At 60.9% G+C, this 21019-nt stretch carries 21 protein-coding genes; 11 read left to right on the top strand and 10 right to left on the bottom strand.

Annotation, left to right across the window (positions count from 1 at the left end; all coding sequences use genetic code 11):
• From JZX88_RS15030 to JZX88_RS15010, 5 genes are all read left to right on the top strand, one after another.
• On the top strand, nt 1-378 hold a 378-nt coding region (locus JZX88_RS15030; protein ID WP_206914042.1), incomplete at its 5' end, for a TOBE domain-containing protein.
• Entirely contained in the window at nt 375-1151 is a 777-nt protein-coding gene (locus tag JZX88_RS15025) for an L-iditol 2-dehydrogenase (protein WP_080820605.1), read from the top strand. The genes JZX88_RS15030 and JZX88_RS15025, both read left to right, overlap by 4 nt.
• Before the next feature lie 57 nt (nt 1152-1208).
• Nucleotides 1209-2693 carry a mannitol dehydrogenase family protein gene (locus JZX88_RS15020; protein ID WP_206914041.1) on the top strand — a complete coding sequence of 495 codons (1485 nt, stop codon included), beginning with the start codon at nt 1209-1211 and terminating at the stop codon, nt 2691-2693.
• 7 nt (nt 2694-2700) lie between these two features.
• A complete protein-coding gene (locus JZX88_RS15015) occupies nt 2701-3420 on the top strand; it encodes an HAD family hydrolase (protein WP_206914040.1) in 720 nt (239 codons plus the stop codon).
• A gap of 60 nt (nt 3421-3480) precedes the next feature.
• A complete protein-coding gene (locus JZX88_RS15010) occupies nt 3481-5055 on the top strand; it encodes an FGGY-family carbohydrate kinase (protein WP_206914039.1) in 1575 nt (524 codons plus the stop codon).
• 117 nt (nt 5056-5172) lie between these two features.
• Here the strand turns inward: JZX88_RS15010 and JZX88_RS15005 are convergent, their stop codons facing one another.
• Nucleotides 5173-6006, bottom strand: coding sequence for a MurR/RpiR family transcriptional regulator (locus JZX88_RS15005; protein WP_110760012.1), 834 nt, complete (start codon nt 6004-6006; stop codon nt 5173-5175).
• 301 nt (nt 6007-6307) lie between these two features.
• Between JZX88_RS15005 and JZX88_RS15000 the strand changes: the two genes are divergently transcribed.
• Entirely contained in the window at nt 6308-7045 is a 738-nt protein-coding gene (locus JZX88_RS15000) for a sulfate transporter family protein (protein WP_206914038.1), read from the top strand.
• On the opposite strand, the gene nth is transcribed toward JZX88_RS15000, so the two are convergent.
• A complete protein-coding gene (gene nth / locus JZX88_RS14995) occupies nt 7007-7789 on the bottom strand; it encodes an endonuclease III (RefSeq protein WP_206914037.1) in 783 nt (260 codons plus the stop codon). The two genes, JZX88_RS15000 and nth, sit on opposite strands and share 39 nt — an antisense overlap.
• A gap of 37 nt (nt 7790-7826) precedes the next feature.
• On the opposite strand from nth, the gene JZX88_RS14990 reads away from it, so the two are divergent.
• Nucleotides 7827-8309 carry a DUF2244 domain-containing protein gene (locus tag JZX88_RS14990; RefSeq protein ID WP_003523126.1) on the top strand — a complete coding sequence of 161 codons (483 nt, stop codon included), beginning with the start codon at nt 7827-7829 and terminating at the stop codon, nt 8307-8309.
• A gap of 217 nt (nt 8310-8526) precedes the next feature.
• Nucleotides 8527-9399 carry a bifunctional helix-turn-helix domain-containing protein/methylated-DNA--[protein]-cysteine S-methyltransferase gene (locus tag JZX88_RS14985; RefSeq protein WP_174033312.1) on the top strand — a complete coding sequence of 291 codons (873 nt, stop codon included), beginning with the start codon at nt 8527-8529 and terminating at the stop codon, nt 9397-9399.
• Between the two features lie 235 nt (nt 9400-9634).
• Here the strand turns inward: JZX88_RS14985 and JZX88_RS14980 are convergent, their stop codons facing one another.
• Nucleotides 9635-10621, bottom strand: a complete 987-nt coding sequence (locus JZX88_RS14980; RefSeq protein WP_065117081.1) for a sugar-binding transcriptional regulator — start codon at nt 10619-10621, stop codon at nt 9635-9637.
• Nucleotides 10622-10926: 305 nt separating this feature from the next.
• Between JZX88_RS14980 and tal the strand changes: the two genes are divergently transcribed.
• The gene (gene tal, locus JZX88_RS14975; RefSeq protein ID WP_065117080.1) at nt 10927-11892 is read left to right on the top strand and encodes a transaldolase; all 966 of its coding nucleotides are present in this window, start codon (nt 10927-10929) and stop codon (nt 11890-11892) included.
• 105 nt (nt 11893-11997) lie between these two features.
• Here tal and JZX88_RS14970 read toward each other — a convergent pair whose 3' ends face one another.
• Nucleotides 11998-12765 (bottom strand): IclR family transcriptional regulator, encoded by a 768-nt coding sequence (locus tag JZX88_RS14970; RefSeq protein WP_065117079.1) that lies wholly within the window; start codon nt 12763-12765, stop codon nt 11998-12000.
• Between the two features lie 202 nt (nt 12766-12967).
• Between JZX88_RS14970 and JZX88_RS14965 the strand changes: the two genes are divergently transcribed.
• A complete protein-coding gene (locus JZX88_RS14965; RefSeq protein ID WP_206914036.1) occupies nt 12968-13699 on the top strand; it encodes an SDR family oxidoreductase in 732 nt (243 codons plus the stop codon).
• Nucleotides 13700-13755: 56 nt separating this feature from the next.
• On the opposite strand, the gene JZX88_RS14960 is transcribed toward JZX88_RS14965, so the two are convergent.
• The 5 genes from JZX88_RS14960 to JZX88_RS14940 form a co-directional block, all read right to left on the bottom strand.
• Nucleotides 13756-13929, bottom strand: a complete 174-nt coding sequence (locus JZX88_RS14960) for a DUF1328 domain-containing protein (RefSeq protein ID WP_003499086.1) — start codon at nt 13927-13929, stop codon at nt 13756-13758.
• Between the two features lie 109 nt (nt 13930-14038).
• Nucleotides 14039-14893, bottom strand: coding sequence for a metal ABC transporter permease (locus tag JZX88_RS14955; protein ID WP_206914035.1), 855 nt, complete (start codon nt 14891-14893; stop codon nt 14039-14041).
• Nucleotides 14890-15750 carry a metal ABC transporter permease gene (locus JZX88_RS14950; RefSeq protein ID WP_110759904.1) on the bottom strand — a complete coding sequence of 287 codons (861 nt, stop codon included), beginning with the start codon at nt 15748-15750 and terminating at the stop codon, nt 14890-14892. The genes JZX88_RS14955 and JZX88_RS14950 overlap by 4 nt, the downstream gene beginning before the upstream one ends.
• Nucleotides 15731-16639 carry a manganese/iron ABC transporter ATP-binding protein gene (locus JZX88_RS14945; protein ID WP_305853124.1) on the bottom strand — a complete coding sequence of 303 codons (909 nt, stop codon included), beginning with the start codon at nt 16637-16639 and terminating at the stop codon, nt 15731-15733. The genes JZX88_RS14950 and JZX88_RS14945 overlap by 20 nt, the downstream gene beginning before the upstream one ends.
• Nucleotides 16636-17526 carry a metal ABC transporter substrate-binding protein gene (locus JZX88_RS14940; protein ID WP_161991751.1) on the bottom strand — a complete coding sequence of 297 codons (891 nt, stop codon included), beginning with the start codon at nt 17524-17526 and terminating at the stop codon, nt 16636-16638. The genes JZX88_RS14945 and JZX88_RS14940 overlap by 4 nt, the downstream gene beginning before the upstream one ends.
• 285 nt (nt 17527-17811) lie before the next feature.
• On the opposite strand from JZX88_RS14940, the gene JZX88_RS14935 reads away from it, so the two are divergent.
• Complete coding sequence (locus JZX88_RS14935) at nt 17812-18750, top strand: hypothetical protein (protein WP_246753483.1); 939 nt, start codon at nt 17812-17814, stop codon at nt 18748-18750.
• 159 nt (nt 18751-18909) lie between these two features.
• Here the strand turns inward: JZX88_RS14935 and JZX88_RS14930 are convergent, their stop codons facing one another.
• A complete protein-coding gene (locus JZX88_RS14930; protein WP_206914033.1) occupies nt 18910-20649 on the bottom strand; it encodes a patatin-like phospholipase family protein in 1740 nt (579 codons plus the stop codon).
• Nucleotides 20650-21019: the final 370 nt, after the last annotated feature.

Below are 21019 nucleotides of genomic sequence, written 5' to 3'. Positions count from 1 at the left end.
AACCGCGGCAATATCGAGCAGGTCGGTTCGCCGATGGAGCTTTACCGCACCCCCGCCAACCTCTTCGTCGCCGGCTTTATCGGCTCACCGCGCATGAACCTGATCACCGGCGACTTTGCCCGCAGCAAGAATGCCACCACCGCCGGTGTGCGGCCCGAGCATCTGCTGCTGTCGAAGGAAAGCGGGCTGTGGCAGGGCAAGGTGACGGTCGCCGAACATCTCGGATCGGATACCTTCCTGCATCTCGAGGTGACAGGCATTGGACCGATCACCGCCCGCACTGACGGCGAATTCGAATGCAGGCATGGCGATACCGTCTTCATCACCCCCGACGAGACCAAGATACACAGGTTTGATGACAAGGGTGTCGCAATATGACGGGGAGACTGGAGGGCAAATCCGCGCTGATAACAGGCTCGGCACGCGGTATCGGCCGCGCCTTCGCCGAAGCCTATCTGCGCGAGGGTGCGACGGTCGCCATCGCCGATATCGATTTCGAGCGGGCGAGCAAGACTGCCCGCGAGATCGGCGAGAACGCCTATGCCGTCGAACTCGATGTGACCAAACAGCATTCCATCGACACCGCCATCCGCACCGTGGAAGGCCAGGCCGGCGGGCTCGATATCCTCATCAACAATGCCGCACTCTTTGACCTCGCACCGATTGTCGAGATCAAACGCGAGAGCTACGAGCGGCTGTTTTCGATCAACGTATCCGGCACGCTGTTCATGATGCAGGCCGCCGCAAAAACAATGATTGCTCGGGGAAAAGGCGGCAAGATCATCAACATGGCAAGTCAGGCGGGCCGGCGCGGTGAGGCCTTGGTGGCGGTTTATTGCGCCACCAAGGCTGCCGTCATCAGCCTCACGCAATCGGCGGGTCTCGATCTCATCAAACACGGCATCAACGTCAATGCGATTGCGCCCGGTGTGGTCGATGGCGAGCACTGGGACGGTGTGGATGCGCTGTTTGCGAAATATGAAAACCGCCCGGCCGGTGAAAAGAAGCGGCTGGTCGGCGAGGCGGTACCTTTCGGCCGCATGGGCCGTGCCGAAGACCTGACCGGCATGGCGATCTTCCTTGCTTCTGATGAAGCCGAATACATCGTCGCCCAGACCTACAATGTCGATGGCGGCAACTGGATGAGCTGACCACCGGGGTTTCCCGGTGACCGGCACGAACAACGTTTCCCTTTCGAGGATCGTGACATGACATGCAAACTCTCCCTCGCAACGCTTGACGAAGCCAGAAAAACCGCGGCGGTTCCGGCCTACTCTCGGGCCGATCTGTCCGCCGGCATCGTGCATTTCGGTGTCGGTAATTTCCACCGCGCCCATCAGGCGGTCTATCTCGATGATCTGTTCAATACGGGTGCGGACCATGACTTCGCCATCATCGGTGCGGGCGTGCTGCCGTCGGATGCGGTGATGCGCGAAAAGCTTGCGGCGCAGGATTTCCTGACCACCGTCGTGGAACAGGACAATAACCGTACCGGCGCGCGCGTCACCGGGCCGATGATCGATATTCTGAAAGTCGGCGATACGCAGCGCATCATCGACACGCTGGCCGATCCGAAAATCCGCATCGTTTCGATGACCATTACCGAAGGCGGTTATTTCATCGACGCTTCCGGTTCCTTCAATCCGCAGCATCCGGCGATTGCCGAAGACGGGAAGAACCCGGCTTCGCCAAAAACCGTATTCGGCTTCATCGTCGCCGGGCTGAAGGCGCGGCGGGACAAGGGGCTGCAACCCTTCACCGTCATGTCCTGCGACAACATTCCGCATAATGGCAAGGTCACGAAAAACGCCGTGGTTGGGCTGGCGGCCTTGTCCGATCCGGCCTTCGCCAACTGGATCGGCGGAAACGTCGCTTTCCCCAATTCGATGGTCGACCGCATCACGCCCGCTACCGGCGAGCGCGAACGCACTATCGCCCGCGACGATTTCGGCATCGAGGACAACTGGCCGGTTTTCTGCGAGGAGTTCAAGCAATGGGTGATGGAGGATAATTTTCCCGCCGGTCGCCCGGCGCTCGAAAAGGCCGGCGTGCAGTTCGTCTCCGATGTTGCGCCCTATGAGCACATGAAAATCCGCATCCTCAATGGCGGCCATGCGGCAATCGCCTATCCGGCGGCTTTGCTCGACATTCATTTCGTGCATGAGGCGATGGAACATCCGCTGATCCGGGCATTTCTGGCAAAGCTTGAAAATGAAGAGATCATTCCGGTCATTCCGCCGGTTCCCGACACAAATCTCGCCGATTATTTCGGGCTGATCGAACGGCGTTTCCTCAATCCGAAAATCGGCGACACCATTCCGCGTCTGGCGCAGGACGGTTCCAACCGCCAGCCGAAATTCATCCTGCCTTCCACCGCCGACCGGCTGGCGCGCGGCGAGGATATCGTCGGCCTTTCGCTGGTCTCGGCGCTGTGGTGCCGTTATTTCCAGGGCACCTCCGACAGCGGCAGGGAAATCGCCTTCAACGATGCCAGCGCCGAGCGCCTTCAGGCGGCGGCGATCAAGGCCAAGGACGATCCGATGGCCTTTCTCGCGCTTGAGGATATCTTCGGAGCAGTTGCCGAATCGGAGCTTTTCCGTAAACGCTTTGCCCATGCATTGAAGACGCTGTGGCAACAAGGCACGGCGAAGACCTTGCAGCTTTATCTGGATGACAAGCTGGCTGAAAAGTGACCATGAGATGGAAGACGAGACCGGGCCTCTTTTGATTTTCGATTGCGACGGCGTTCTCGTCGATAGCGAGCCGGTCTCCATCTCCGTCCTTCTCGATATGCTCTCCCATCTTGGAGTGACGATGGGGGAGGAAGAGGCCTATGAGCGCTTTCTCGGCCGCAGCGTCGCCAGCATGACGGCGACGCTGTTCGAGGATTACGGTGTCGAAACGGATATCGATTTCCTCGACCATATGCGGGCGACGCTGTTCGAGCGTTTCCGCACCGAGCTTCGGCCGATTGACGGCATTGCCGCAACGCTGGACAGGCTCCTGCCGCTGCGGCGCTGCGTCGCCTCCTCAAGCCAGCCGGAACGCATCCGTTATTCGCTGGGGCTGACCGGGCTGATCGATAAATTCGAGCCGCATGTCTTCAGCGCCACCATGGTGAAGAACGGCAAGCCGGCACCCGATCTCTTCCTGCATGCGGCGCGCCAGATGGGCGCCGATCCGCGTCACTGCATCGTGATCGAGGACAGCCCGGCCGGTATTGCCGCGGCAAAAGCAGCCGGCATGGGCGTTTTTGCCTTCACCGGCGGTTCGCACGCGCGCTTTCCCGCATTCCGTGAAAAGATCGCCGGGCTTGGGGCGGATGCCGTGTTTGACGCGATGCCGGATTTGGTCCAACTTGTCGGCCATTATCTGGGGAAGGGCGGTTTTGACAGGCGGGCGGAACGCGATGCAGGCTGAGCGGGACTCTGCCTGCTGCCGTCCGGAGGTCGTTGCGCAAGGGATGGAATTGCAGTCTTGATGCGTCAAAATCTCGTCGCTGTCGATGTCGGCACCGCCAGCGCCCGGGCCGGCATTTTCGATCCGGCTGGCCGGCTGCTTGCCCGCTCCACCCATCCGATCCTGATGCAGAGACCGCAGGAAAACCACGCCGAACACGATTCCACCGACATATGGAAAGCGGTCTGCATCGTGGTGAGGGCGGCGCTTGCCGAGGCCGGTGTGTCGCCGCAAAGCATTGCCGCCATCGGTTTCGACGCCACCTGCTCGCTGGTCATCCGCGATGGGCGTGGCGAGCCGGTTTCGGTTTCCGTTACCGGGGACGACCGGTTCGACACCATCGTCTGGCTCGACCACCGGGCGATAGGCGAGGCCGACCGGCTGACGGCCTCGGGCCACCGGGTGCTGGATTTCGCCGGCAACAGCGTCTCCCCGGAAATGCAGATGCCGAAGCTGATGTGGCTGAAGAGGCATATGCCGGCAAGCTGGTCGCGCATGTCCTTCGCTTTCGATCTGGCGGATTTTCTGACGTGGAAGGCGACCGGTTCAGCGCAGCGCTCAAATTGCACGCAGACGGCGAAGTGGAATTTCCTGGCGCAGGAGAATCCGGGCTGGCAGGCGGATTATCTCGAATTGGCGGGCCTTGCCGATTTGAGAGAGCGGGCAGGGCTGCCCGAAACCACGGTAATGCCGGGTGACAGCATCGGCCCGCTTTCGCCCGAGGCCGCCGCCGAGCTCGGTCTTGATACCGGCTGCCAGGTGGCGGCAGGCATGATCGACGCCTATGCCGGCGCGCTCGGTGCGTTGGGCGGCTGCCTGTCTGCGGATGTGGGCAGGCATGTGGCGCTGATCGCCGGCACGTCGAGTTGCCTCGTCGCCATGTCGGAGCAGCCGATGCCGGGCCATAGTCTCTGGGGTCCCTACTGGCAGGCGATCCTGCCCGGCCACTGGCTGGTGGAGGGTGGACAATCGGCCACCGGCGCGTTGCTTGACCATATCGTGCGCATGCATGCGGCGGGCGGTGAGCCGGATACGGCGTTGCATGCCCGCATCGTGACGCGGGTGACGGAATTGCGCGCGCTCGAGGGCGCGGCCTTTGCCGAGCGGCTGCATGTGCTGCCGGATTTCCACGGCAACCGCTCGCCGCTTGCCGATCCGCATGCGGCCGGCGTCATCAGCGGGCTGACGCTGGATACGTCGTTCGACAGTCTCTGCCGTCTTTACTGGCGCACGGCCGTGGCGATCGCGCTCGGCGCGCGTCATGTGCTCGATGCCATGGAACGCTTCGGTTATGCGGTGGAAAGCCTGCATGTCACCGGCGGGCATGTGAAGAACCCGCTGCTGATGGAGCTTTATGCTGACGTGACGGGCAAGCGTATCGTGGTTCCCGCCACGGCCGATGCCGTGCTGCTCGGCACGGCGATGACGGCGGCGACAGCCGGCGGCGTGCATGCGAACCTCGCGGCGGCGGGGGGCGCCATGTATCCGGGCAATGCCGAAATCTCCGGCAATCCGGCGCTCGCCGCGCATTACGAGCGGGATTATCGCCGGTTTCTCGCCATGCATCGCCATCGCCAGGAACTGGAAAGCCTCTGATTTTCTAAAGGGTAGTGGCAGGCTTTGACGGTTGCCGCGCATTTCTTCTCCCCGCCGGGGAGAAGAAACCTGGGGCAACCGCTCGATCCTTCGATCCCTATCGCTCGCAAAGCGCAATCAACTGCGTAACGAACGCTTCAGGGCCGTCAGGTTCTTTGCCCTTGCCCTGCCGCTGTCATCGGCGCCGGCGTTAAGGGCGCAAAGGGTGAATTCCAGGAGGGAGACGAGTTGCAGCAGGCCCTGTCCGCCGTTCTGGGCCTGTGGCATGGCAAGACAGAGATCGGCACTTTCGGGTCCCCATTCGTAAAACCGCGTGGTGATGAGCAGCGTCCGGTAGCCGCTCCTGCGGGCGGTGGCCGCAAGGTGCTGAAGCGGTGCGAGACTGCCGCCGCAATCCATGATGACGAGAAGTGTCTGTCCGGGATCGAAATCCCAAAGGGCCACGTAGGCGGCGCTGTCGCTGCCGAGATATTGCACATGTCCGCGGCATTCCAGCAGCCGTCCATGGAAGTGCCGCGTGGCGCCGCGACCTTCCGGGGACGTTGCCAGGAAAACATCGGCGGCGGCGGCGATTTCGCTCATCGCAAGACGCCAGATCGGTTGCGCTGTCATATCGAAAGCGGCCTGTATGGCCTGAATCTGCTGCGACAGGAGTTGCGAAAAAGGATTGGGCTGGCGCTCGTCACCGTCGATCATGGCGGGCTGGTCCGCACCGGCCGTTTCTTCGGCATGGCGCAGATCGGCGCGGATATCGCTGAATTGCCGGTATCCCAGCGATCGCAGGAAACGTCCAACCGTCATCGGGCTCAGGCTGAGCTTGGCGGCCAGCGTCTGCGCTGTTTCGAAGGGCAATTCGTCCAGATGCTCGATCAGATATTTGGCGATCTTGCGCTCGGAAGGCGTGCCTGCCTTCATGGCACGGGTCAGGTTCAACAACAGCTTTTCCACCAACGCCTCTTTATTGTCTTTATTGAACGATGATGCATCCGCGCGCCCCGCAAAAAGGCGTGCGAACCGCGATTTGACGGTGGGGGCGAGCTTTTCCGGCCTTGTCCTCCACCGGACCGGAATGCGAATTATCATAGATGGATTATTATATTTTAGAGATATCTTTTATTCAAGGGAAATTCCATCTCCGGTTTAATTTCAGACGTTTGGCGCCATATCCCTCTGTCTTGCAGAGCGGAGGGCCAGTTCTTATCTGTCGTTTGGTCGAAGGTTTTAAACGCGGATAGGTTCAGGGGAGTTCCGAATGATTTTTGATGCGGCGCGGCTGGCATTTCAAAATCTCTTTGCCGCCGAGACCCGGTCGGTGTTCTGGAAGGTGCTGGGGCTGACGCTTCTCGTTCTGGCGGCGCTGTGGTTCGCCATCCGCTCCATTTTCATCTATTTCGCGCTGCCGTGGATCGATACGCTGATACCCGGCGTGCCGGACTGGGCGGGCTGGCTGACCTTCGTTTTCGCCATTTTTGCCGGCATCGGGCTGGCATTGGCGCTGGCACTGCTCATCTCGCCCGTCACCGCCGTCATTGCCGGCCTGTTTCTCGACGATGTCGCCGAGGTGGTGGAAAAAAAGACCTATCCCGACGATCCGCCCGGTCAGGCGATGCCCGTCGGCGAAGCCGTGCTGTCATCGATCAAGTTCTTTGGCGTCGTCATTGCCGGCAACCTCATCGCGCTCCTGCTGCTTCTGGTGCCGGGCGTCAATCTCATCGCGTTTTTTCTGGTGAACGGCTATCTGCTCGGCCGGGAATTCTTCGAATTCGCGGCCATGCGTTTCCGCTCGCCCGAGGAAGCCCGGCAGTTCCGCTCAAAACACCGCGCCACCGTCTTCATGGCCGGGCTGGTGATCGCGGCCTTTCTGGCGGTGCCGTTCCTCAACCTTTTGACGCCGCTTTTCGCCGCCTCGATGATGGTGCATCTGCACAAGGCCGTCAGCCGGCGTGATCCTTCATTCGCCGCCGGTCGCACCGAACAGCTGCGCGGGTAATTCGACCAGCGGCGCCGGAATATCGAAGGTCTTTTCCGGCGACTTGCATATATCGGCGATCACGCAGCGCTCGCATTCCGGCTTGCGCGCCTTGCAGCAATAACGTCCGTGCAGGATCAGCCAGTGATGGGCATGGAACAGATATTGTTCGGGAATGATGCGGATCAGCCGGTCTTCAACCTCGTCAGGGGTTTTGCCCGGCGCAAGACAGAGCCGGTTGGCAATGCGGAAGACGTGCGTATCCACCGCAAGCGTGGGCACGCCGAAGGCCATGGACATCACCACATTGGCCGTCTTGCGACCAACGCCCGGCAGGGTCACCAGTTCCTCACGGGTTTTCGGCACCTCGCCGCCGAAATTGTCGATCAGCATCTGCGACAGGGCAATGACGTTTTTCGCCTTGTTGCGGTAAAGGCCGATGGTCTTGATATAACCGATCAGGTCTTCCTCGCCGAGCGCCAGCATCTTTTCCGGCGTATCGGCTACCTTGAACAGCGCCCGGGTCGCCCGATTCACGCCCACATCAGTCGCCTGCGCGGAAAGCGCCACGGCCACCAGCAGGGTGAATGGATTGGTATGTTCCAGCTCGCCCTTCGGCTCCGGCCGCTGAATGGAAAAGCGGCGGAAGATCTCGGTGAGTTCGTCCTTCGAATAGGCCGTTTTCACCCGCGCCGGCTTGCGCACGGATGCCGGATTTGACTTTTTCAATGTTTGGGTGCTGGATCGTTTTTTGGCGACTGTCATGGACTATCTATAGCCAGCCCGCCCTGAGGAAAGCAACGTGGATACGCTCAACGACCAGCCGATTTTCGCGGCGGAACTCGTTCCGCACCGTTCGCTTGGCAGAAGGGGTTTCCGGCTGCTCCTGCTTTTCTCCGGGCTTGCCTGCCTTGTCTATGGCGGCTTTTTCCTCGCCACCGGGGCGTGGCCGGTCGGCCTGTTCTTCGGGCTGGATTTCCTGCTGCTTTATGCCGCCTTCCGCGCCAACTACCGGGCGGCGAAGGCGCGGGAAGAGGTCAGCGTCTCGCGCACCAGCCTGTCTATCCGCAAATTCTCTCCGGCCGGGCGGATGGTGGAACATCGCTTCAATCCCTTCTGGGCGCGTTTCAGGGTGAGGCGGCACGACGAGATCGGCATCGTCTCCATGCATGTGACGGGCGAGGGGCGGGCGACCGATATCGGTTCGTTTCTCAACCCGGATGACCGGGAGAGCTTCGCGAAAGCGTTCGGCGGCGCGCTCGCGACTGTCAGGCGGCGGATGTAAGAGGATAATCCAGCTCTCCCTCCGTCATTCCGGCCCTGAGCCGGAATCCAGCCGACGCGCGTCCGCGCGGCGGAAAAGACTCCTTTCAGCCCAAGGACTTGGGCTGGCTGGATACCGGCTCGAGGCCGGTATGACGGTAGAAACTGAGTACGGCGCAAGAAACGGGTGGAGACGAAGTCGCTTTAATGGTTTTCTCCTACCCGTTAGGAGATTTGCGATGAACGCCAATATTACGCTGAAAGAAGACATCACCCCCATCGGAACGGATTACGATACGGTGCGCGGGGTTATCGAGCTTTTGACGCTGGATTATCGCGAGCAGCCCTCCCTCGAAGCCATTGCCGCAAGGCTCGGCCAGTCGCCGACGCAATTGCAGAAGACTTTCACCCGCTGGGCCGGCCTTTCGCCCAAGGCCTTTTTGCAGGCCGTGACGCTCGATCATGCCAAGCGGCTGTTGCGCGAGGAGGACCTGCCGCTGCTGGAAACCTCTATCGAGGTCGGCATGTCGGGACCGGGACGCCTGCACGACCTGTTCGTCACCCATGAGGCCATGTCACCCGGCGAATGGAAGGCGAAGGGCGGCGGGCTGACGATCCGTTACGGGTTCCACACCTCGCCCTTCGGTCTTGCGCTGGTCATGGTGACCGATCGTGGCCTTGCCGGCTGCGCCTTTGCCGATCCGGGTGAGGAACGGGCCTGTTTCGAGGACATGGCCGGCCGCTGGCCGAATGCGGATTATGTCGAGGATCGCGAAGCGACCGCCTCTTATGCCGCGCGCATCTTCGAGCCGTCGCTCTGGTCGGCGGACAGGCCGCTGCGCGTCGTGTTGCTCGGCACGGATTTTCAGGTGCGCGTCTGGGAAAGCCTCCTCAAAATCCCGATGGGCCGCGCCGTCACCTATTCGCACATCGCCTGCGATATCGGCCAGCCCACCGCCTCCCGTGCGGTTGGCGCTGCCGTCGGCGCCAACCCGGTGTCCTTCGTTGTTCCCTGCCACCGTGCCGTCGGCAAAAGCGGGGCGCTGACGGGATATCACTGGGGCCTGACCCGCAAGCGGGCGATGCTCGGCTGGGAAACGGGCAAGGTTTGAGTTTGGCCGACCGTTCCAGCTTCACCTCAAAACCCACCGTGGAAGATGCGCCGTCGCATGATCGTTCTTTGGCCTGGCCGGAGAAATGGACGAGGGGTGTGAGGGCAGGGCCGGCGGAGGCCGATGCCGGGGATTTAGTCACGTGGAATAAAATCAATACGCTGCAGATTCTCGGGACAAGCCCGAGGGTGACGGCGGTGTTTGTGAGGTCCGCCCGCGAACGGCCTGATGAAGCCTAGACCAGCTCCATCAACGCCCGTGCCGCCGCCTCGTCGGTGATCAGCGTATTGCACCCGATACGCTTGATCGTGGCGCGGATGGCAACGGCGCGATGGGCGCCGCCGGAGGCGAGCACGATGTGTTTGGCCTTGCGCAGCGTATCGAGATCGATCGCCATGGCGCGCTGGTTGATGGGATGATCGACGGAGCGGCCTTCCGCATCGATGAAATTGAACATCGTGTCGCAGACGCAGCCGGCATCGACGAGTTCGCGCAGCGTCTCCTTGGAGATGAAGCCTTCGGAGAGCGAGGTGGAATGCGGGCCGATATCGCCGCAGGAGACGATGGCGAGGTCCAGCGTCTCGGCGAGATCATAAAGCGTGGCGAGCCCGCATTTTTCGATCAGCGCCCGTTTCGTCTCGACGGAATCCACCAGGAGCGGCGCCAGAAACATGTAACATTCGGCCCCGAGCGCACTTGCCAGCCGCCAGGTGTAATCGAGCGGGTTGGTCTGGTGCACGGCGACGATGCCGCCGAGCAGTGAGACGACCTTGCAATTTTCCCGGCGCGGCGGGCGGAAGCTGGAAAGCGAGGCGGTCATGGTGCGGCCCCAGCCGACGCCGATGGTGGCGCCGTTCGGCACCACCTCGGAGAGGAATTGCCCAAGCGCCAGGCCAACGGCCTTGGCGGTGCTTTCGGCGCTCGCCTTCCCGGGGCAGGGGATGATGACGGCCTCGTCCAGCCCGTAGGCCGCCTCCAGCTGGCCGGCCAGCGCCACGAAATCCTCGATGCCCTCATTGATCCAGATCTGCACTTCGGAACGTTTCATCGCCTCGTCGAGCAGGCGGATGACGGTCGAGCGGCTGATCCCCAGTTTTTCGGCGACATCTTTTTGCGTCAGGCCCTGATTATAATAGAGCCACGCGGCGCGCAGCCTCAGCGAAGCCGCTTCCGAATAGGCCGTATGGGTTTCTCTTCTCAGTTTCGCCACGGTTTCCGCCATTCTTGGTCGATGAAGACGATGTCATTTCGATGCGGACTGACATCGTCTTCATCGACATTCTTATCGTTCGAGCGGGATTCATGGCGAAAACCACTCACATTTTTCACCATCCGCTCCGATGCGGCCGAGTATCGCAGGCGTGAAACTTATGTCAATTGCGATGCGCAAATGTCTTGACTTTCGACCATGCCGCTTGCGATAGTCGGAGCCGGACAAACCGCGATTTCGGCCTTGGGCGCACCCATGGTGCGGGAACGAAATGACGGCTGAGCAAGTTTTCAAGAGATCATGAAGGATCATTCGATATGACGTCCAAACTCGAACAACTTCGCGCCATCACCACGGTCGTTGCCGATACCGGCGATATCGAGGCGGTTGCGCGCCTGAAGCCGGTGGATTGCACCACCAACCCCACCATCGTCCTGAAGGCACTCGGCACCCCGGCATTTGCCGATGCGGTGAAGGAAGCCGTCGCATGGGGCAAGAAGCAGGGCGGCCAGTCCGACGCCGTTGTTGCCGCCGTTGCCGATCGTCTGGCCATTTCCGTCGGCGCGGCGCTTGCCGGCCTCGTTCCGGGCCGCGTTTCGACTGAAGTCGATGCCGACCTCTCCTTCGATACGGAAGCTTCCATCGCCAAGGCGCGTCACATCATTGCCGCCTACAAGGAGCGCGGCATCGAGCGCGAGCGCATCCTCATCAAGCTTGCTTCCACCTGGGAAGGCATCAAGGCGGCCGAGGTTCTCCAGTCCGAGGGCATCGACTGCAACCTGACGCTCCTCTTCTCGCAGGCCCAGGCGATTGCCTGCGCGGAAGCCAAGGTCTTCCTCATCTCGCCCTTCGTCGGCCGTATCCTCGACTGGTACAAGAAGTCGACCGGCGAGAACTACACCGCCGAGACCGATCCGGGTGTGGTTTCGGTGCGTAGCATCTACAACTACTACAAGGCCAATGGCATCAGCACCGTCGTCATGGGCGCATCCTTCCGCAATGTCGGCGAAATCGAAGCGCTGGCCGGTTGCGACCGCCTGACGATCAGCCCGGCGCTGCTGGAAGAGCTGGACAAGGACACCGGCAAGCTCGAGCGCAAGCTTTCGCCTGACAATGCCAAGCCCGAGCCGCTGAAGTCCCTCGACGAAAAGGCCTTCCGCTGGGCAATGAACGAAGACGCGATGGCGACCGAGAAGCTCTCGGAAGGCATCCGCCTGTTCGCCAAGGATCTGGTGACGCTGCGCGAAATGGTCCGCAAGGAACTGACGCTGGCTGCGGCCTGACAGAAAAGGGGGAACCATCCGCATTCCCCCGACGTTTAAGAGATATAAATCTCCAGTCACTCAAAACGCGATCGGGTCCCTGCCGGTCGCGTTTTTTTGTCCGTTTCAGATATTTCCCGTCACCACTTCGGAGATGCGTCTTGCCGCATCGCGGATCAGAGTTTCGCACATCTCGCTTGTGGGCGCCCTGCCGCCAAGCGGCGTGATGTAAGGGCAGGTGATGACGGCGAGCGCCGTCCCGTCCAGCGTCAGCACCGGGGCGGAAATATTGCGCACGCCGGCGGTCTGAAGGCTGTCCATGGATTCAAAACCGTTGCTGCGCACCTGCCGCAGCCGCTGTGCGAGGTCGGAAGGCACGGTTTCGCCGCTGCCGCGCACCTGCTCGGTGATCATGATCTCGCGCTGCGCGTCGGTCTGGAAGGCGAGCAGCACATGGCCAGAGCCGGTGTGAAACAGGCTCATCTGCGCCCCCACCCGCATGGACATGGCCCAATAGGTGGACGATTCCTGCTGGGCAATGACGACCACGCTGCCGCGGTCATAAACGGCCAGATGGCAGGCCTGTTCGGCGCTGGCGGAAAAATCACGCATGACGGGGGCAGCGAAAGAGACGAGCCGGCGGATCGGCGCGTGAAAATGCGCCAGCCCGAACATCTTCAGCGTCAGCGAAAACCGATCCCCCTCAAGCCGCTGCACATAGCCCCGGCGCACCAGCCGGTCCAGCATGCGGTAAAGCTCGTTCGGGCTCTTGCCAACGGCCTTGGCGATCTCGATCTGCGTCAGCCCGCCATCGGTGCGGGCCAGAAGTTCGAGAATGTCCAGGCCCTTGTCGAGGGCGGGAGCGCGGTATCTTTCGCTGTCGTCGTCGGTCATCTGGCCTCGATGATGGTTCGCATGGTCGCCGGCTGAGAGGTCCGCCTGAAATTAGGCTTGTCCGGTAGCGTTGAACCGCGCAAGTTTGCTTGACGCCATATGAATACCGCGTTTACATATGAATTGTCGATCCATATTTGAGATCATCCAAATTCAGCGGCCGATCCGGAAAGGGTGGCCGCGCCTTAGCGGGAGGCTATTCATGGTGCAGGATTTTAACGGCCGGACAGTGGTGATCACCGCCGCCGGTCAGGGTATCGGCCGGGCGGCGGCGGAGCGGTTCGTGTCGCTGGGCGCGCGGGTCATCGCTACCGATATCAACGAGCAGGCGCTTTCGACCCTCAAGGGCGCGGAAACCCGGGTGCTGAATGTGCTTGACGGGGAAGGGGTCAAGGACTTCGCGGCCGATATCGGCCATGCCGACGTGCTGTTCAACTGCGCCGGTTTCGTACATGCCGGCACCATTCTCGACTGCGAAGAGAAGGACTGGGATTTTTCCTTCGATCTCAATGCCAAGGCCATGTATCGCACCTGCCGCGCCTTCCTGCCCGGCATGCTGGAAAAGAGCAAGGGCGCGATCGTCAACATGTCTTCGGTGGCATCAAGCGTGAAGGGCGTGCCGAACCGTTTCGCCTATACGGCTTCCAAGGCCGCCGTGGTGGGCCTGACAAAGGCGATTGCCGCCGATTTCGTCACAAGGGGCATTCGTTGCAACGCCATTTGCCCCGGCACGGTCGATAGCCCCTCGCTGCATGACCGCCTGCGGGCCACGGGCAATTATGAACAGGCGCTTGCGGATTTCATCGCCCGCCAGCCGATGGGACGCATCGCCACGCCGGAAGAAATCGCAGCCCTCGTCACCTATCTCGCTTCGGACGAGGCAGGTTTCACCACCGGCCAGATTCACGTGATCGATGGCGGCTGGACGGGCTGAAGGTTTTTACGCAATAGAGGAAGGGCGACCGGCACAAACCGGTCGCCTTTTTTCATTCAGACGACCGCGCTTCCGGCCATCAGTGCAAGCACGAGGAAGACCAGGAAGATCACCACGGCGATGAAGAACAGAATTCGGGCCACGCCCGCCGCCGCTGCCGAAATACCGGTAAAGCCGAATACACCCGCGATCAAAGAGATGACGAAGAAAATAAGAGCCCATTTCAGCATGGAGCTTCCCCTTTCGCTTTAATTTTCCTGAGTTTGCCGCCTTGCCGCAAACTCAGGAAAATGACGCGCAAAAAGGGAAAATGTTCCATTCGCCCGCAAAAATCGTTGCTTAGACCTGCCTTTCGCGTGCGGCATCCACCCGTTTTGCCATCCAGGTGGTGCGGATGAAGGTTGCAATGAAGGCAAGGCTCATGAACAGCACGATGGTGGGGGCCGGCGCACTGTCGATCAGGAAGCTCAGCCATATGCCCGCCAGCGAGGAGGCGACAGCCACCACAATGGCCACCAGCAGCATGGCGGAAAAGCGCCGTGTGAGCAGGAAGGCGATGGCGCCCGGCGCCACCAGCATGGCGACTGACAGGATGATGCCCACCGCTTTGAGCGCCCCGACCACGGTGAGCGACAGAACCATCAACAGACCGTAATGCAGCAGGCGCACCGGCAACCCGATCGCCCTTGCATGCTGCGCATCGAAGGCATTGACCAGCAGATCCTTGCGCAGCAGCCCGAGGAACAGCGTGGCGAAAAGCGCGATCAGGCCGGTTTCCAGCATGTCTGACGGCGCGATGCCCAGCATGTCGCCGAAGAGGATGTGGTCGAGATGCATGTCGCTCTGCACCTTCACGTAAAGCACCAGTCCCAGCCCGAACATGCCGGAAAAGACGATGCCAAGCACCGTATCTTCCTTGATGCGGCTGTTTTCCTTGATGAAACCGGTGCCGAGCGCGCAGATCATGCCGGCGATGAAGGCGCCGATGGAAAGCGGAATGTTGACGATATAGGCAACCACCACGCCCGGCAGCACGGCATGGGAAACCGCGTCCCCCATCAGCGACCAGCCCTTCAGCACCAGAAGACAGGACAGCATCGCCATCGGCACCGCGATCATCAGCGTGATGACGAAGGCATATTGCATGAAGGGCAGCTGAAACGGCAGGATGGCGAGTTCGAGATATTCGCTCATGGCGTTTCCCCCAGCGCCTTGCGGGCCTTGGCTCTGGAGGCGAGCAGGCCGTGCTTGGGCGCAAACACGAAAGCGGCAAGGAAGATCGCGGTCTGCAGCACGACGATGACGCCGCCGGTGGCGCCATCGAGGAAATAGCTGAGATAGGCGCCGACGAAGCTGGTGGCCGCGCCGATGATGAGGCTCATCAGGATCAGCCGCTCGAAACGGTCGGTCAGGAGATAGGCGGTGGCACCCGGCGTCACCACCATGGCGACGACGAGAAAGGCGCCGACCGTCTGCAAAGCGGCAACCGTGGAGGCGGCAAGCAGGGTGAAGAAGATCACCTTCAGCACTTCCGGTTTCAGCCCCACGGTGCGGGCGTGGTTCTCATCGAAGAACACCACCATGAAGTCGCGCCATTTCAGCGCCAGCACCAGCAGGCTGATGCCGCCGATCAGCGCGAGCTGGATGGTATCTTCGGCAGTGATTGCGAGAATATTGCCGAGCACGATGGTCTGGATATTCACCGAGGTGGGCGAGAGCGAGACCATGAACAGTCCCAACCCGAAAAACGAGGTGAAGATCAGGCCAATGATCGCGTCTTCCTTCAGCCGCGTTTTCTGGTTCAGGAACAGCATGGAGCCGGCGGCAAGCCCGCCGGAGAGGAATGCGCCGAGCGAAAAGGGCAGACCCAGCATATAGGCTCCGGCCACGCCGGGAACGATGGCATGGGAAAGCGCATCGCCGATCAGCGACCAGCCCTTCAGCATCAGATAGGCCGACAGAAAGCCGCAGACGCCGCCAACCAGCGCGCTGACCCAGATGGCGTTCAGCATGTAGCCGTAGGTGAAAGGCTCAAGAAGGCTGTTTATCATCGACTTTTTCTTTCGGAGCCTCGGGATCGTGCCCGTTCTGGCCATTCTTGCCATAGATCACGAAGGGCCGCTCATCATCGGTAATGACCTTCAGCCGGCGCGGATCGGCATCGTCATGCAGGTCTGCGCCGCCAAGGATAAAGTGGCGCAGGCTGCCGCCGAAGGCTTTCTGTAGGTTCTCTTCGGTGAACGTATCCTCGGTCTTGCCTGACGCCAGCACGGTGCCCTTGACGAAGACGGCGCGATCGCAGAATTCCGGCACGCTGCCAAGATTATGGGTGGAGACCAGCATGACCCGGCCTTCGTCCCGCAAGGCCTTCAAAAGCGCGACGATCTGTTCTTCCGTCGTCACATCGACGCCGGTGAAGGGTTCGTCCAGCAGAATGACCTGGCCTTCCTGCGCCAGCGCACGGGCAAGAAACACCCGCTTCTTCTGCCCGCCGGAAAGTTCGCCGATCTGCCTTTTGCGATAGTCGAGCATGTTGACGCGTTTCAGCGCCTCCTCGACCATCTGATGGTCGCGCTTCGAGGGGATGCGCAGGAAGTTCATGTGGCCATAACGGCCCATCATCACCACATCCTCCACCAGCACCGGAAAGCTCCAGTCCACTTCCTCGGGCTGCGGCACATAGGCAACGAGGTTTTTCCGGAGCGCTTCCTTCACCGGCAGGTCGAAGATCGAGACGGAACCGGCGGCCAGCGGCACGAAACCCATGATCGCCTTGAAAATCGTGGACTTGCCGGCGCCATTGACGCCGACAAGTGCAGTGATCGTTCCGCGGGGGATGGAGAAGCTGGCATGTCTTAAAGCGGTGTGGCCATTGCGATAGGTCACTGTCGCATTTTGAACCGTAAGGCCGCCGGCTGCTTTTTTACTGCCCATTCTCATGATGACAGGCCTTTTGCGATGGTCTCGCTCGTCACCCGCAGCAGATCGAGGTAGGTCGGCACCGGGCCGTCCGCCTCGCTCAGCGAATCCACATAGAGGATGCCGCCATAGGCCGCGCCGGTTTCCTTGGCCACCTGCTCGGCCGGATCGGCGGAAACCGTGCTTTCGCTGAAGATGACGTGGATATTATGCTCGCGCATGGCATCGATGACACCGCGCACCTGCTGCGGTGTGCCCTGGCTGTCGGCATTGACCGGCCAGAGGAACAGTTCCTTCAGCCCGAAATCGCGGGCGAGATAGGAGAAGGCGCCTTCGCTGGTTACCAACCAGCGCTTGTTTTCAGGCAGGACGGACAGCGTGTCGCGGATCGGCTGCACCGTGGCCTTGATCTTGTCTGAATAGGCCCTGGCATTGGCGGCATAGACATCGGCATGGGCGGGGTCGATCTCGGTCAGGCCCTTGCGGATATTTTCCACATAGATCAAGGCGTTATCGGGCGACATCCAGGCATGCGGATTGGGTTTCCCCTGATAGGCGCCGCCGCTGATCGCCATGGGTTCCACACCCTCGCTCACCGTCACGCTCGGCACGCCGGAAAGGTTGGCAAGGAACTTCTCGAACCACAATTCCAGATTGAGACCGTTGCGCAGCACCAGATCGGCCTTGCGGGCTTTGAGGATGTCGCGCGGTGTCGGCTGGTAGTTATGAATTTCAGCACCCGGCTTGGTGATGCTTTCCACCTCGGCCGCGTCACCCGCCACATTGCGCGCCATGTCAGCGATGATGGTGAAGGTGGTTACCACCGTCGGTTTTTCCTGTGCGGTGGCGGCGGCGGGAAGGAAAAGCGAAAAAGCGAAAAGGGCGTGCCGGATTTTTGGGAAGTTCACGTCTGTCACCAATCTTTGTTGCGATTAATTCGCAATACCATCTGTTATAAAATCACGCTTGTCAACGCTATTGCAAATCATTCGCAATTTAGCGGCGTTTGAAAATGTCCGAAAATGGTGCGCTTTTGCCGGTGTTCAGCCGGAGGGGTTAAACTTTTTTCAATGAGAAAGCGGCACTATCGCAAGGCTCGGACAACGAGGTTGCGAGCTTTATCCCGCGTGTCTTGCTCATGCTTTGAGCCACGTTCCGGGGTGAGGGCGATAGGCGGGGTACTGAATGGCAGGATGTTGCGGGTGAAAGCTGTATTCGGACGAATGCGGTTTTCGCGCAAGCTCGTTATGATCGGAGGCGGGATCCTGCTTTTGGCGGGTGCGACCGGTTCTGCTGCCGTGTTCATCGGCAGCGAGCGGCTGCTTGGCCCATCCTATGCCTCCACCAACGGGCTTTCCTGCGACGCGGTCCAGACAGTCAACATCCGCAAGAACGGCTCCTTATGGGTGCGCAAATTCATCCGCACCGAAGGGGGCGATGGCACCGAGCGGTTGAAAACCGCGCTTCGCGTTGCCAGGGCGGTTTACGACAGGCAGAGGCCCGATCTGGTTCAGGTTTCGGTACTTGACAGAAACGGTCCGCAATTGCGCTCGGAAATGCGTGGCCGGGCCATTGCCGCACAGGTCGTCTTCATTCCCGATCCGGCCAAGATTCCCGAGGGCGCCAACGCCCAGCGCTATTCGGCCTTTTATTATGACGGCGCGGCCAATGGCAGCGGCCAGTTTTACGGGCTGCGCATCGACCTGCCGCTGGAAGATGCCGAGTTCATGGCCGCGAGCCTCAGCGACACCGCCGATTGCGCGACGCCGGCTTCGGACGCCACTGCCGAAAGCCATGATGGCAAGGCTGCGAAAGGGGCGGCCGGTCACGGTGAAGGCAAGGACGACGGCGCCGGCGGCCACGGCGCTGCGCCGGAAACGGATGAGGGCGGGGCCGGTGCGGAAGCACATGGTGAAACCGCCGCTCCCGAAGCCCATGGCGAACCCGGCACCGATGAGCTTCTGACCTCGACACCGGAAGCCGATGGCGGCAGCATTTTCAGCCTGACCTATCTGAAATCGCTGATTTTCGGAAAAGGCTCGACGACCGCGCAGGCGGCGGAGGAGAAGGCCGCTTCCGAAACTGCGCCGGCGGACGAACCGGCGGCGGATAAAAAGGCCTCGGGGCACTAGGGCACATCCGGTCCGAACGGATGGTCGGACGTGCTCTGTCCCTTTGTTTTCGGCATTTCCCGGGCATAAAACCGCTGCGCACCTTTACTGGATATGTTCCAGAAGGGCCGGGCTGCCCTTTCCTTCACGTCGTCGCTGAGACCTTGGTGGCCGAACCGGTCAGACGTCTGGTCCGATCCGCAAACGGCCAGCCGGATTTGGAAACTTCCTGCGCTTGTTGGCGATGGCCGGAGAGAAGCTCTGAGACAGGGCGGCGAAGGCGGCAATTCGGGCGATCAGCTTTTCCCGGTCCCCCTTTGTCACGGCTTCGTAGCTTTTGATCTCGTCGATGTAATCCGTCAGCCAGTCCTCGTATTTGCCTTCCTTCCACAGGCGCTCAGTCGCAAACACGGCGTCTTCCAGTCTGTCATAGGCAACGAGCGTCCGGCGCCAGCGATGCTCGTCAAAATCCAGCGCGCCATTGGCGAAGAGCGATCCGACCTCAAGGCCGTAGCTCATCAGTTTTGCCGAGCGTTCCGGCGGCATGGTGAGGTTCAGCCCGCCTTCCTCCTCGTTGAGAAAGACGCGGGCGATGCGCTCCCTCTGGCCCGGCATGGTGGCGAGAGACTGATCCTGCCAGTCCTTGGCCGAACTGAGGATACTGCCGAGAAAGCCGCTCATTTTTTCCATCTTGTGAACGGGCACGCCGATCCCTTCGCCCGCCGCCTGCGGGATAGTCACGCGCTTCATGCTGGCGGCGATGGGTTTCGGCAATTCATCGAGGCTGAGTGCGAAGGTGGGACGTGACGGAAGCAGGGCATCGAAAAGGTGAATGGGAAAATTGCTGCTGATCCCGCCGTCGGAGAACCAGATTTTCGCCTTCATGACGGGCCGAGCGTCGCCACTGAGACGTCGCACGATATCAAGCGTGCCGCGATCATTGGTATAGGCCGGAATGGCCTTGAACAGGACCGGGAAACTCAGGCTCATGCGCGTCGCGATGATGACTGGCAACTGGTCGGGCTCCGGAAAAGCCTTGAGTTCGGGAAAGGGGCCGCCCGGCGTTGCGATCTGCTTCAGCCAGTTCATCACGCCGGCGGGAAACAGCTGGCCCCATTCCTTCGGGTCGTAAGCCACCATGAGATTGGTGTTCGGTAGCGTGTGCGGCCGCCGCATCGACAGGTTCGTCGTGACCATCTTCAGGTTGATGACCGGCTTTTCCGGGTCGTCGCCGACGAGATCGCCAAAGGTCAAAGGCGGCGCTGTCGCGGCCTGGCTGCCGAAAGCAATGTCCTGGATCGATGCGTGAAGCCAGTCCGTAAGGCCGGGAACATCCGCGCCCGAAACCGTCAGCCCCGAGCAGAAACCGAAGCCTTCCTGCGGCAACCGGTGTAAAACCAGCCACAGGACCTGAATGAGGATCGCTGCCACCAGTCCGACAAACCCGCCGAGAACGGACCCGGCGTAGTTGCCACCCATGGCCCATAACAGGCCGGCGCCGATGACGATGCCCGCCAGCGAGGCGAGCGGAAAAGCCAAGGGCAGGCCCAGTACCTTGCCGGGCCAGCCGCCGGCCTGCGCCCATAACAGGTAACGCATCAGCGGGCGAAAACGGCGCTCCGGCTGGAAAAGCCTGCCCAGAATGGACGGTATCGTATCGCAATGGGCCTGCAGGCGGATGAACCCGTCAGGATCGCCCCTGACGGTGCGGGAATATTCCGCCGCTGCCGCGAAAGCGGCGGCAATCGCCCCGGCCGATGTGCCGCCTATCGAGCGGAAGCGATACCGGCGCGCCAGTTCCAGAACGGCATAGGGGTAAACGACACCGGAGGTGATGCCCCCCTTCATCACCACGTCGCATTCCTTCTCAGGCGTTGCAAACATATCGGGCTGGTATTTGGGAAGCTCATTCTCAGGCATGCGTATCTCCCCCGGCGGCTCTTGATCGAAAGCCGTCAAACACAATGCGAATGATGAAGAATGGGTATCACAGGTTGAGGTTATGCCGCCAGTATATTCTACTGAAAGTTAAATAAACCTAGGCGATCCGTTCACTGAAAGCCGGGTAGTTACTTGCGGGGTCTATCTATGGAGAGGAAAACCGGCAGATAAATGGGGCGAAACCTCGCCACACTCTCCGACGTCATCCTCGGGCCTGTCCCGAGGATCTGCAACGGATTGATTTTGTTGGACGTGATTAGATCCTTGGGACAAGCCCAAGGATGACGTCAAGAAAATACGCCCCTTCGCCACTCGCGAGAAAATCGGGGAGTGGAAGGCGGCCGTGAGG

This window comes from Agrobacterium sp. OT33, from assembly GCF_017313365.1.
GTDB classification, from domain to species: domain Bacteria; phylum Pseudomonadota; class Alphaproteobacteria; order Rhizobiales; family Rhizobiaceae; genus Agrobacterium; species Agrobacterium rhizogenes_A.
This window is presented reverse-complemented; position numbering and strand designations above follow the sequence as displayed.